The sequence below is a fragment of the Sphingomonas sp. PP-CC-3A-396 genome, from assembly GCF_004343105.1.
Taxonomy (GTDB): domain Bacteria; phylum Pseudomonadota; class Alphaproteobacteria; order Sphingomonadales; family Sphingomonadaceae; genus Sphingomonas.
Genome location: NZ_SLYF01000001.1, coordinates 420,094 through 432,205 on the forward strand (window position 1 = coordinate 420,094; position 12,112 = coordinate 432,205).

The window sequence follows — 12,112 nt, forward strand, 5'->3', positions numbered from 1 at the left end:
CCCCTCCGTCAGGCCTGCGGCCTGCCACCTCCCCTCATAGGGGAGGATCGGCATGCGACCTTAGAGGCGCTTCAACCGCACCAGTGCCGCATCGAGCGCCGACAGGAAGCTCGACCGATCGGTCTTCGAAAACGGCGCCGGCCCGCCGATGATGTCGCCACCGGCGCGCAGGTCAGCCATGATCGCGCGCGTCGCGATTGCGCCGCCGATCGAACTGGTGGTGAACGGCTTGCCGGTGTTGGCCAGCACGGTCGCGCCGGCCTTCACGCAGCGATCGGCGAGCAGGATGTCCGCGGTGATCACGACCGAGTTCGCATCGGCCTGTTCCGCGATCCAGTCGTCGGCGGCGTCGAATCCGTCGCTGACCACCACGCGGGAGATCAGCGGGTGGACGGGGATGCGGAAATGGCTGTTGGCGACGATCGTCACGGGGACTTCGTGGCGCCACGCGACCTTGTAGATCTCGTCTTTGACGGGGCACGCGTCGGCGTCGACGAGGATGCGGAGTGTGGTGGGGGTGTCGGCAGTCACCTGAACCCTCGCGATCGAATGCCGGCCATCCCCGTATCCTTATTCAGCGCGCTAAATCCGTCGTTCCAGGCCCGTTGCCCGCCGCCGCACATCCAAAGAGTACCGCCACCCCAATTCCGTCATCCCAGCGGAAGCTGGGATCTCCCTGTTTGGCGCGTGTCGCGAGCCACGTGGGATACCCCAGCTTTCGCTGGGGTGACGGGTTTGGGTTTGGGTTTGGGTTTGGGTTTGGGTTTGGGGTTGGACGGCGGGAGGGGAATTCGAGACTTAGTAAGCTCGGTTCGCCAACCCGATCCCTCAGGTCCGGTCGCGGTTACCACGGTACGGAGGCTTCCGCGCCGGAGCCGGACCGCCACGCGGGGCCGCACGGTGCAGCGTCGAGCGGGGACCGCTCGCGTTGCTGCGACCACCGCCACCGCCGTCATGCCGCGCACCGCTCTCCGGCGCGCCCTGCATCGCCTCGATCGCGACGCCGCTCTCTTCTTCGCCAGCCTGCGCCGTGCGCTGGATCGCCGCCGAGAACCGCGACGCCACCGCGCGCGGAATTTCGAAAGCCGTCTCGTTCGGCCCAATCCGGATCGCGCCTATCTCCGACTTGGTGATGTGCCCACGACGGCAGATCAGCGGCAGGATCCAGCGCGGATCGGCGTTCTGGCGACGACCGATATCCATCCGGAACCAGACGGTGTCCTCGAAGCCCGCGCGCGGCCCCTGCGAGCGCTCGTCCTGAGTCGGCTGCTTGCTCTGGTCGATCAGGTCCTCGGCCTGCGGCATCGTCGCACGGTGCATGTGCACCAGCGCGGCGGCGATATCCTCAGGCGTCTTCTCGGCCATCAGGCGGACGGCGAGTGCGCGATCCTCTTCCTCGACCTCGACCGGCTGCAACAGCATGCCGATCAAGCGCTCGTGATCGTTCTTGCGGATGTCCTCCGCGGTGGGGGCGTTGACCCACTCCGCGTTGATCTTGGCACCACGGAGCATCATCTCGACGCGACGGCGACGCGGGAACGGCACGATCAGGACGGCAGTGCCCTTCTTGCCTGCACGACCGGTACGACCCGAGCGATGCTGGAGCGTCTCGGCATCGCGCGGCAGCTCGACGTGCACGACGAGGCTCAGCGTCGGCAGATCGATACCGCGAGCCGCAACGTCGGTCGCGACGCAGACACGCGCACGACGGTCACGCAAAGCCTGAAGCGCCGCGTTACGCTCGTTCTGCGAATGCTCGCCCGACAGCGCGACGGCGGCAAAGCCACGCTCGACCAGGCTGGCATGCAGGTGACGCACGTTGTCGCGAGTCGCGCAGAACAGCATCGCCGTCTCCGCCTCGTGGAAGCGCAGCAGGTTGATCACCGCGTGCTCGATCTCGGACGGCGAGACCGTGACGGCCTGGTACGAGATATCGCCATGACCGCGATCCTCGCCGACGGTCGAAATCCGCAGCGCATCCTTCTGGTAACGCTTGGCGAGCGCGACGATCGGCCGCGGCATCGTCGCCGAGAACAGCAGCGTACGGCGCGCTTCCGGCGACGCATCGAGGATCTGCTCGAGGTCTTCGCGGAAGCCCATGTCGAGCATCTCGTCGGCTTCGTCGAGCACCGCGACCTTCAGCGCCGACAGGTCGAGCGCGCCACGCTCGAGGTGATCGCGCAGACGGCCCGGCGTACCAACGACGATGTGCGCGCCGTGGGCGAGCGAACGACGCTCCTTCGAGGCGTCCATGCCGCCGACGCAGGTCGAGATGCGCGCACCGGCCTTGGCATAGAGCCACATCAGCTCGCGGCTGACCTGGAGCGCGAGCTCGCGAGTCGGCGCGATGCAGAGCACGAGCGGCTTGTGCGGCGCGGGCAGGCGCTGGACGCCGTCCTCGCCGGCTTCACCGAGCAGTTCGCCGGCCATCGCCAGGCCGAACGCGACGGTCTTGCCCGAGCCGGTCTGCGCCGACACGACGAGATCGCGACCGATCGCATTGTCCTCGATCACATGAGCTTGGACGGGGGTGAGCGCGGTATAGCCGCGCGCTTCGAGCGCCTCGGAGAGAAGCGACGGAATATTTGTAAAAGGCATGTACGTCCTAATTGGTGGCCGGCTTGACGCTACGGCAAAGCACTGGCGTGGTGGTCCCTACAGGACTTGGCCCGCGGCCCACCCGCTCGCCCATGCCCATTGGAAGTTGTAGCCGCCGAGCCACCCTGTGACATCGACCGCTTCGCCGACCGCATACAACATTGGTACGCGTTTGGCTTGCATTGTTTGCGAAGAGAGGTCCGCGGTGCTGATTCCGCCCGCGGTGACCTCGGCTTTGGCATAGCCTTCTGAGCCATTTGGCGTGAATTGCCAATGACTTAGCGCCCGCTCGGCATCCTGGAGCTTGCGATCGGTGAGCGTGGAAATCTCGCTCGTCATGCCCAAACGCTCGCTCAAAGTCTCCGCGAGTCGGTCCGGGAGCGTGCTTCCGAGCAGTTTCCGGAGAGTCGCGCGCGGCGTGGTACGCTTGGCGGCGGGGAGCCAGCCGGACTCGCGATCGGGGAGAAAATCGATCCCGACGGGCTGGCCGTTGCGCCAATAGGACGATGCTTGGAGGATCGCAGGGCCGGACAGGCCTCGGTGCGTGAATAGCGCAGCCTCACGGAACGCGGTCTTGCCGGCGGTAGCGACGACGTCGGCAGCGACTCCGGACAATTCGCGGAACAGGATTTCGTCACCGCCCAGCGTCAGCGGGACGAGTGCGGGGCGTGGTTCGACCACCTTCAGCCCGAACTGCCGCGCGAGGTCATAGGCGAACCCGGTTGCGCCCATCTTCGGGATCGACGGGCCTCCGGTGGCGATGACCAGCGCGGGGGCGGTGACGGTGCGGCCGTCGAGCGATACGCGGTATTGACCGTCTGCATGTTCAACGCCCGTGACCGCGCGACCAAGCGACAGGTCGACCCGCCCCTTGTCGCATTCATCGAGCAGCATCTCGACGATCTGCTTCGCGGAGCCGTCGCAGAAGAGTTGCCCGAGCGTCTTCTCGTGCCAGGCGATGCCGTAGGAGTCGACGAGCGCGATGAAATCCTGCGCGGTGTAGCGGCCGAGCGCGGACTTGGCGAAATGCGGGTTGGCGGAGATGTAGCGGTCGGCGGCGGTGTGCACGTTGGTGAAATTGCACCGCCCGCCGCCGGAGATCAGGATTTTCTTCCCCGCCTGCTCCGCATGATCGACGAGCAGGATTTTTCGCCCGCGCTGGCCGGCGACGGCGGCGCACATGAGGCCGGCTGCGCCTGCGCCGAGGATTATCGCGTCGTATTCGGACAAGTGTGGCTCCGTGCGGCTTCGGTCAGCAACCGCCAATTAAGAATGTTTCCCCGCGAAGGCGGGGCCCAGACTGGGCTCCAGCCTTCGCGGGAGAACAAGAAAGGGTGGTCGCTGTAGCGTGTTCGGGAGTGGCTACATAGGCGGTAACCCGCATATCCGTCGGCCACACCCGCGCCAACACTATCACCACCCCGGCGAAGGCCGGGGCCCAATTGGGGGACGGCGATGACGCAGGTCGCGCGTCGTTACTCCGACCTTTCCAATTGGGCCCCGGCCTCCGCCGGGGTGGTGCCATTCGGGCGGGGGTGGTGTCTATCTCGGCAATGTCTCTCGCGGTAGTGCCGTTCGAAGTCACGCCATGCGGGGGCGCGGAAGCCTCCGACGGCGTGGAGGAGCACGATAACGCCTCTTCTGCTCCCTCTCCCCTTCGGGGAGAGGGTCGGGGTGAGGGGTAGCCAAGCAGCGCACGCCCGGAACAGCCCCTCACCCAACCCTCTCCCCGGAGGGGAGAGGGCTCTTCGTCACCTCACCGCAGCTTGGCGATATTCAGCGAGTCTTCCTTCGCCCGAACCTTGACCGACTCCTCGCTCCGCGTCAGCGCCTTGGCGATCGCCTTCAGCGCCATGCCCTTCTTCGCCAGCGTATGAAGCTTCTGAATCTCGTCCTGCGTCCAAGCCTGACGATGCCGTTCGAATTTCGCCTCAGCCATCAGCCGTCATCCTTGTCGATCGCCAGCACCTCGATCGCGTCCGCCTTGTCCGCAAACGCGACCGTCTCACCAACCGCCGCGCCCATCAGTGCACGCGCCAGAGGTGCCGAGAACGCCAGCCGGTCCTCGCCGGGCTCCGCCTCGTCACCACCGACAATCGAAATAACCCGCTCCGCCCCGTTCATCCGAACCCGAACGCGCGAGCCGATCCCGACCTCGTCTTCTTCCGGCGAAGGCGCGATTTCGGCGGTCGTCTGCCGCGTGTGCCAGTACCGCAAGTCGCGCAACAGAACCTTCCGGGCCTCCTCGTCCGCCTCAGCCGCGACCGCAGCCTCGATCGCCACCACCCGCTCGCCGATCAACCGCAGCCCCCGCGCCGTGACCAGATTGGGCCCCGGCGCGATCGGCTGTTCGAACTTCGGCTCGAGATGTTCCTCGTCACTCTCGCGACGGAAGGCGACGCTCACAAGATCACTTCAGGCACGCGACGATCCCGGCGATCGCCGCCAGCGTGCCGTCGACGTTCTTCACCTTCACGACGTCCAGCCCAAGCTGCTCCGCCGGATAATCATTCCCGCCCGGGAAGATCGCGTCGCCGATGAACATCATCTTGTCGAGCGCGATGCCGCTCGCCTCGTTGAGCTTCTTCAGGCCATACGCCTTGTCGACACCCTCACGCGTGATATCGATCGAGGTCGCGCCGCCCATGTTGATCGACAGCCCCGGCAGCCGCTTTTGCAGATCGGCCTGGATGACCTTGCGCTTGGCGAAGTCGGGGTCCCAGCTATGCTTGGCATCGATCGGTGCTTCCTGGCCAAGCGCGGAGAACGTGATCTGGCTACCACGATCCTCGATCCGCTCGCCCCAGGTCTTCTCCGGCACGAACCCGGTAGCCTCGAGCGACTCGTCGAACGCCTTGAGAATCTTCTGCTTCTCGTCGTCCTCGAACAGCTCGGCATATACCGCGCGCCATTCGCCATCGAACCGGTACAGCTTGGTCCCCGTCGTCGGCATCAGCCACAGCTTGGTGCGGTCGGCACGCTCGGGCAGGCGCGACGCGACCTGCTTTTCGAATTGCGGCCAGTCGCCGCCCGAGATCACCGCGACATGCGCGACGTCGAGCAGGTTCGCCAGCGCTTCGCCCATCGGCTCCTGCAAGGGCTGCTTGCTCTCGGCCAGCGTTCCATCGAGGTCGAAGGCAACCAACTCTTTCATGCGGAAACTCCAGTAAGGATAAAGGTGTCGATCGCGTGCGCGACGCCGTCGGCATCGTTCGCGCTGGTAATCTCGTGCGCGACGTCGCGGACGGCTTGCGGTGCGTTGCCCATCGCGATCGCCAGCTTGGCGCGCTTGAGCATCGCGATGTCGTTGGCCTGATCGCCGATCGCCGCGGTCTCGGTCAGCGAGATGCCGAACGCGTCCGCCAGTTCCTCGATCCCGCTGCCCTTGTTGCCGGCCACCGGCGTGATGTCGAGATAATAGGTCTGCGACTGAACGATCGTCGCCTGCGTATCGAACTTGGCGGCGACCTTCGCGTGCAGGTCGCGCAACAAATCCTCGTCATCGCTGACGAACGTCACCTTGTCGGCCTTGGCTAGCAGGTCGGTGAAGTCGGAGACGATCACCGGGTCCTGCGCGGAGGCCTTCTTCTCGCTGCCAACATGCCCGCCCTGGTCGGTGCTGGCATACCAGACGTCGCCTGCGAAGAACCACGTGTCGACCGGCGCGTCACCGATGATCTCCATCGCGCCGCGGACGACATCGACGTCGATCATGTGGTGCTCGATCACGGTACCGTCGCGCTTGAAGACGATCCCGCCGTTGAACGCGCCCATCGGCTCGTCGATGCCGAGCAACTCGGCGATCGGCATCATCCCCGACCGCGGCCGTGCGCTGATGATCGTGAAGCCAAGGCCGGCCGCCTTCAACCGCTTGACCGCATCGACGGTCGCGGGCGTGACCTTCTTCTCCTTGTCGACGAGCGTGCCGTCGACATCGGAAACCAGCAGCTTGATACCGCTCATGCCACCGCTCACTGGGGCATCTCGACATGCCCGCCAAAGCCATAGCGCATCGCCGACAACAGCTTGTCGCCGAACGTGTGGTCCACACGACTGCGATAGCGCGCATACAGCGCCGCGCTCAGCACGTTGGCCGGCACCTTCTCCTCCATCGCCGCATCGATCGTCCACTGGCCTTCGCCCGAGTCCGCGACGCTGCCGCTGAAGCCTTCGAGCGTGCCGTCCTTCGCCAGCGCGATCGCCGACAGGTCGAGCAGCCACGACGAGATCACGCTGCCGCGACGCCAGACTTCGGCGACGTCAGTCAGATTGATGTCGAAGCGCTCCTCCTCGACGACATGCTCGCCCGACTTGCCCTTGAGGATGTCGAAGCCCTCCGCATAGGCCTGCATCAAGCCGTATTCGATGCCGTTATGGACCATCTTGACGAAGTGGCCCGCGCCCGAGGGGCCTGCGTGGATATAGCCCTTCTCGGCGCGCGGATCGGCTTGCCCCTCGACGCGGCCCGGCGTGCGAACGATCATTCCCATGCCCGGCGCGAGCGTTTCGAAGATCGGATCGAGCAGGTCGACCGTTTCCTTGTCGCCACCGATCATCATGCAATAGCCGCGCTCGAGGCCCCACACGCCGCCGGACGTGCCGACATCGACATAGTGGATGCCCTTCTCGGCCAGTTCCTTCGCGCGGCGGACGTCGTCCTTGTAGAAGCTGTTGCCGCCGTCGATGATGATATCGCCCGAATTCGACTTCGCGGCGATCGCCTGGACGGTGCTCTCGGTCGGCTCGCCCGCGGGGACCATCACCCACCAGATCGCCGGGGTGTCGAGCTTGGCGTGCATGTCGTCGAGCGAATCCGCGCCGATCGCGCCGTCGGCGGCGAGCTTCTTCACGGCTTCGGCATCGCGGTCGAACGCGACGACCTCGTGGCCGTTCTTCATCAACCGGCGCGCGATGTTGCCGCCCATCCGGCCGAGGCCGATCAGTCCGATCTTCATGGTAAAATCCTTGTCTTCTCCCTCTCCCCTCCGGGGAGAGGGTCGGGGTGAGGGGCAGTTCCAGGCGGAGGCGCATGTGGCAGCCCCTCACCCCAGCCCTCTCCCCGGAGGGGAGAGGGAGCAGTTTGTTACGCCGTCGCGGGCTGCTTCTTCGCGATCGAGCCGAGCAGGTCGTCGAACGCCTTCACGAACGACGCGACGCCCTCTTCGACCAGCTTGCCGGTCACGCCATTGAGGTCGAGACCCAAGCGCTCGGCTTCCGCTAGCGTATGCTTCGCGCCCTCGACGTCCTGCGTGATCGTCTCCGCCGCAGTGCCGTGGTCGCGGAACGCGTCCATCGTCTTCGGCGGCATCGTGTTGACCGTGTCCTTGCCGATCAGCGTGTCGATATACAGCGTGTCGGGATAGCTCGGATCCTTCACGCCGGTCGACGCCCACAGCAGACGCTGCGGCTGCGCACCCCTGGCGGCGAGCGCCTGCCAGCGATCCGACTTCAGGAAGTCGAGATACCATTGATACGCCATCTTTGCGTTGGCGATCGCGACCTTGCCGCGCACTGCCTTCAGCGCGTCGGCCTCGGCATCGCCCTTCTCCAGACGCGCATCGATCTCCTTGTCGATCGACGAATCGATCCGGCTGACGAAGAAGCTCGCGACGCTGGCGATCTTGTCGATCGGCTGCCCCTGCTTAACGCGCTCTTCCAGACCCGCCGCATACGCCTCGGCGACGCGGATATAGGCGTCGAGCGCGAACAGCAGCGTGACGTTGACGTTGATCCCGCTCGCGATCGTCGACGAGATCGCCGGACCGCCCGCAAGCGTCCCCGGGATCTTGATCATCAGGTTCGGCCGATCGACCGCAGCCCACAGCTTCTTCGCCTCCGCGATCGTCGCGTCGGTATCGTCCGAGATGTACGGCGACACCTCCAGGCTGACATAGCCGTCCTTCGCATCGAGCTTGTCGTAGACCGGCTTCAACGTCTCCGCCGCCGCCTTGATGTCCTGGATCGCGAGATGCTCGTAGCGGTCGATCGTCGCCGCGCCGGCATGCTGCTTGTCATATTCGGCGAGCGTCGAGTCATAGGCATCGCCGTGACCCATCGCCTTCTCGAAGATCGACGGGTTCGACGTGACGCCGGTCAGGCCGTCCTCGTCCACCAGCTTCTGGAGACCACCGGCCTCCAGGAACTTCCGGTCGACGAAATCGAGCCATACCGCCTGGCCGAAGCCTTCGAGATCGTTGAGCGCACCCATCACTTGGTCTCCATCACTTGGCGGGCGACCTTGACGACATTGTCGACGGTGAACCCGAACTTGTCCTGCAGCTTGGCGAGCGGTGCCGAAGCCCCGAACGTCGACATCGTCACGGTCGCGCCGTCGAGCCCGACATAGCGGTCCCAACCGATCGACCCGGCCATCTCGACCGCAACGCGCGCCCGCACTTCGCGCGGCAGCACGCTTTCCTTGTACGCTGCGTCCTGCAATTCGTAGCGATACCAGCTCGGCATCGACACGACCCGGCTCTTCACGCCGTCCGCAGTCAGCTTCTCGTGCGCCTCGACGACCAGCGACACTTCGCTGCCGGTCGCGATCAGGATCACGTCGGGCGTGCCGTCGCTGTCAGCCAGCACATAGCCACCCTTTTCGAGCCCGTCGGCGCTCGCATACTTGGTCCGGTCGAGCGTCGGCAGAGCCTGGCGCGACATGATCAGCGCGGCCGGCGTGCTGGCGTCCTTCAGGACCGCCTTCCAGGCCGCAACGACCTCGTTCGCGTCGCTCGGACGGATCGTGTCGAGACCGGGGATCGCGCGCAGCGTGGCGAGATGCTCGATCGGCTGGTGCGTCGGGCCGTCCTCGCCGACACCGATCGAGTCGTGCGTGAACACCCAGATCGCGCCGACCTCCATGATAGCCGACAGGCGCACCGGCGCGCGCATGTAGTCGGCGAACACGAGGAAGGTGGAGCCGTACGAACGCAGATGCGACAGCGCCATGCCGTTGACGATCGCGCCCATGCCATGTTCGCGGATGCCGAAGTGGAAGTTGCGGCCGGCGTAATTCTCCGCCTCGAACGAAGGCTGGCCCTTGATGTCGGTCTTGGTCGACGGCGCGAGATCCGCCGAACCACCAATCAGCCACGGCACCTTCGCCGCGATCGCGTTGAGCACCTTGCCGCCGGAATCGCGGCTGGCGACGCCCTTGGCATCCGCCTCGAAGGTCGGGATGTCGGCATCCCAGCCCTCGGGCAGCTCATCCTTGAGCAGCAGGTCGAGCTCGGCGGACAACTCGGGATAGGCGCCGCGATACTTGTCGGTCAGCGCAACCCACTCGTCACGCAGCTTGGCGCCACGCTCGGCGATCGCCCCGTTGAAATGCTCGATCACGCCATCGGGTACGTAGAACGACTTGTCCTCGGGCCAGCCGTAAGCCTGCTTGGTGAGGCGGATATTCTCCTCGCCGAGCGGCTCGCCGTGCGCCTTCTCGCTGCCCGCCTTGGGGCTGCCGTAACCGATCACCGAATGCACGACGATGAAGGTCGGCTTGTCGCTGGTCGCCTTGAACGTCTCGATCGCACGGCTCAGTGCGGCGGTGTCGTTCGCGTCGTCGATGTGGATGACGTTCCAGCCATACGCGTCGAAGCGCAGGCCGACATCCTCGTCGAACGCGAGATCGGTCGCGCCCTCGATCGAAATGTGGTTGCTGTCGTAGATCCAGCAGAGGTTGCTGAGCTTGAGGTGGCCGGCGAGGCTCGCCGCCTCGGCGGAAACGCCCTCCATCATGTCGCCGTCGCCACAGATCGTGTAGACGTCATGGTCGAACAGCGTGAAGCCGTCCTTGTTGTAGCGCGCCGCAAGCCAGCGTTCGGCGATCGCCATGCCGACCGAATTGCCGCAACCCTGGCCGAGCGGCCCGGTCGTGGTCTCGACGCCGGTCGTATGACGGTATTCGGGGTGGCCGGGAGTCTTCGACGACAGCTGGCGGAACTGCTCGATATCGGCGAGGCTGACGGCCTCCTTGCCGGTCTTGTTACCCTCGGCGTCGATCTCCTCGATCTTGGCGAGGTGGATCAGCGAATAGAGCAGCATCGACGCATGGCCGACCGACAGCACGAAGCGGTCGCGGTTGGGCCAGTCGGCGTGCTTGGGATCATAGCGCAGGAACTTCGACCAGAGCGTGTAGCCGACCGGCGCGAGCGCCATCGGCGTGCCGGGGTGGCCCGAATTGGCCTTCTGCACCGCGTCCATCGACAGCGTACGGATGGTATCGATCGCCAGACGCTCGGGGGAGCCGTCCTCGTGCAGCTTGGGGTCCGCCTTGGTGGGGGCGGTTGCGGTATCGGTCATGGAAGAAGCCTCGCTCTAGACGGTGACCGAACGCCGCGCATCCGATCTGGTTGCCAACATAGGATGCCTTTAGTCGGATGCACCCGTCCGTTCCAGTCGCGTAACGACGCCATCGGTAGCAATATACGCGGCATCGACCTCGTCGAGGAACAGCCCGTGGCCGAGAATACCGGGGATCGCGGACAGCGTCGCGGCGGTTGCGCGGGGGTCTTCGAGGGTCGCGAAGTGGCAGTCGATAACGAGATTGCCTTGGTCCGTCCGGTAGTTGTCGCGGATGACAGGCGCGGCGCCGATGTCGGTGAGGGCGCGCATGACGTAGGCGATGGCAAAGGGGAGCACCTCGACCGGCAGCTTGGCGGCGCCGATCCGGTCGACACGCTTGGAGCTATCCGCGATCACGACCATCCGTGCCGAGCTTGCGGCGACGATCTTCTCCCGCAGCATCGCCCCGCCTGCGCCCTTGACCGCGAAACAGCGGAAGTCGATCTCGTCCGCGCCGTCGATCGTGAGGTCGACATGGGCGATGCTGGCGAAGTCGAGGATCTCGATGTCGAGTTCGCGGGCGAGCTTGCCGGAAGCTTCGGAGGTGACGACCGCGCGGATCTGCAGACCTTGAGCCACGCGATCGCCGAGCGCCTGGATTGCGAACGCCGCAGTGGATCCGGTGCCGAGTCCGACCAGCATCCCGTCCCGAACTTCCGCCACCGCAGCAGCAGCCGCGGCCTTCTTGTCGTCATCGATCATCTCAGCCGCCCCGAAAACATCCATCGCAATAACGAACCAACCGTCATCCTGACGAAAGTCAGGACCCAGAGCCACAAACGATCCCCTCGCAACTCTGGATCCTGACTTTCGTCAGGATGACGGGATGTGCGCAAGGGGGCGAGCCCCTCACCCACCCACCACCCCGGCGAAGGCCGGGGCCCAATTGGGGAACGTTGCTAACGAAGCGCGGTCCCTCGTTACCACGACCTTTCCAATTGGGCCCCGGCCTTCGCCGGGGTGGTCGGTGGCTTTGGGGGGTACGGTGGGTATCAGGGTAGCGCGCGGGATTGCGGGATTTACGCCCCTCCTTGTTCTCCCGCGAAGGCGGGAGCCCAGTCTGGATCCCCGCCTTCGCGGGGAAACAAGCTTTCTACATCCGAGCGCTCCACCCTCAAACACCTGCAACCAATCAAACAGGTTACTCTTTCTTCCCTATTTTACACCCCCGCTT

The 12,112-nt window shown here is 65.3% G+C and carries 11 protein-coding genes; all 11 read right to left on the minus strand.

All coding sequences use genetic code 11. The annotated features are described in order from the left end of the window. Positions 1 to 60: 60 nt before the first annotated feature. Positions 61 to 531, minus strand: a complete 471-nt coding sequence (locus C8J40_RS01915) for a YaiI/YqxD family protein (RefSeq protein WP_132895546.1) — start codon at positions 529 to 531, stop codon at positions 61 to 63. Between the two features lie 297 nt (positions 532 to 828). Next, the gene (locus C8J40_RS01920) at positions 829 to 2,598 is read right to left on the minus strand and encodes a DEAD/DEAH box helicase (RefSeq protein WP_132895547.1); all 1,770 of its coding nucleotides are present in this window, start codon (positions 2,596 to 2,598) and stop codon (positions 829 to 831) included. 57 nt (positions 2,599 to 2,655) lie between these two features. Next, entirely contained in the window at positions 2,656 to 3,828 is a 1,173-nt protein-coding gene (locus tag C8J40_RS01925) for an NAD(P)/FAD-dependent oxidoreductase (RefSeq protein WP_277983432.1), read from the minus strand. Positions 3,829 to 4,354: 526 nt separating this feature from the next. Further along, positions 4,355 to 4,537, minus strand: coding sequence for a hypothetical protein (locus tag C8J40_RS01930; RefSeq protein ID WP_055881387.1), 183 nt, complete (start codon positions 4,535 to 4,537; stop codon positions 4,355 to 4,357). Next, complete coding sequence (locus tag C8J40_RS01935; protein ID WP_132895548.1) at positions 4,537 to 5,004, minus strand: GreA/GreB family elongation factor; 468 nt, start codon at positions 5,002 to 5,004, stop codon at positions 4,537 to 4,539. The genes C8J40_RS01930 and C8J40_RS01935 overlap by 1 nt, the downstream gene beginning before the upstream one ends. A gap of 4 nt (positions 5,005 to 5,008) precedes the next feature. Beyond that, positions 5,009 to 5,752 carry an HAD-IIB family hydrolase gene (locus tag C8J40_RS01940; protein WP_060527242.1) on the minus strand — a complete coding sequence of 248 codons (744 nt, stop codon included), beginning with the start codon at positions 5,750 to 5,752 and terminating at the stop codon, positions 5,009 to 5,011. Then, positions 5,749 to 6,561: a Cof-type HAD-IIB family hydrolase gene (locus C8J40_RS01945; RefSeq protein ID WP_207901121.1), complete on the minus strand. Its 813-nt coding sequence runs from the start codon at positions 6,559 to 6,561 to the stop codon at positions 5,749 to 5,751. The genes C8J40_RS01940 and C8J40_RS01945 overlap by 4 nt, the downstream gene beginning before the upstream one ends. Positions 6,562 to 6,569: 8 nt before the next feature. Continuing rightward, positions 6,570 to 7,553, minus strand: a complete 984-nt coding sequence (gene gnd / locus C8J40_RS01950; RefSeq protein ID WP_132895550.1) for a phosphogluconate dehydrogenase (NAD(+)-dependent, decarboxylating) — start codon at positions 7,551 to 7,553, stop codon at positions 6,570 to 6,572. 128 nt (positions 7,554 to 7,681) lie between these two features. Continuing rightward, complete coding sequence (tal, locus tag C8J40_RS01960; RefSeq protein WP_132895552.1) at positions 7,682 to 8,806, minus strand: transaldolase; 1,125 nt, start codon at positions 8,804 to 8,806, stop codon at positions 7,682 to 7,684. Then, positions 8,806 to 10,896 (minus strand): transketolase, encoded by a 2,091-nt coding sequence (tkt, locus tag C8J40_RS01965; protein WP_132895553.1) that lies wholly within the window; start codon positions 10,894 to 10,896, stop codon positions 8,806 to 8,808. Before tkt ends, tal begins: the two co-directional genes overlap by 1 nt. A 69-nt stretch (positions 10,897 to 10,965) precedes the next feature. After that, complete coding sequence (gene rpiA / locus C8J40_RS01970) at positions 10,966 to 11,640, minus strand: ribose-5-phosphate isomerase RpiA (protein ID WP_132895554.1); 675 nt, start codon at positions 11,638 to 11,640, stop codon at positions 10,966 to 10,968. Positions 11,641 to 12,112: the final 472 nt, after the last annotated feature.

What these genes read in the sequence shown, in the direction of transcription:
- C8J40_RS01920 (WP_132895547.1), bottom strand. Translation starts at nt 2,598, where the DNA reads ATGCCTTTTACAAATATTCCGTCGCTTCTCTCCGAGGCGCTCGAAGCG.
- tal (WP_132895552.1), bottom strand. Translation starts at nt 8,806, where the DNA reads ATGGGTGCGCTCAACGATCTCGAAGGCTTCGGCCAGGCGGTATGGCTC.
- gnd (WP_132895550.1), bottom strand. Translation starts at nt 7,553, where the DNA reads ATGAAGATCGGACTGATCGGCCTCGGCCGGATGGGCGGCAACATCGCG.
- C8J40_RS01940 (WP_060527242.1), bottom strand. Translation starts at nt 5,752, where the DNA reads ATGAAAGAGTTGGTTGCCTTCGACCTCGATGGAACGCTGGCCGAGAGC.
- C8J40_RS01930 (WP_055881387.1), bottom strand. Translation starts at nt 4,537, where the DNA reads ATGGCTGAGGCGAAATTCGAACGGCATCGTCAGGCTTGGACGCAGGAC.
- rpiA (WP_132895554.1), bottom strand. Translation starts at nt 11,640, where the DNA reads ATGATCGATGACGACAAGAAGGCCGCGGCTGCTGCTGCGGTGGCGGAA.
- C8J40_RS01945 (WP_207901121.1), bottom strand. Translation starts at nt 6,561, where the DNA reads ATGAGCGGTATCAAGCTGCTGGTTTCCGATGTCGACGGCACGCTCGTC.
- tkt (WP_132895553.1), bottom strand. Translation starts at nt 10,896, where the DNA reads ATGACCGATACCGCAACCGCCCCCACCAAGGCGGACCCCAAGCTGCAC.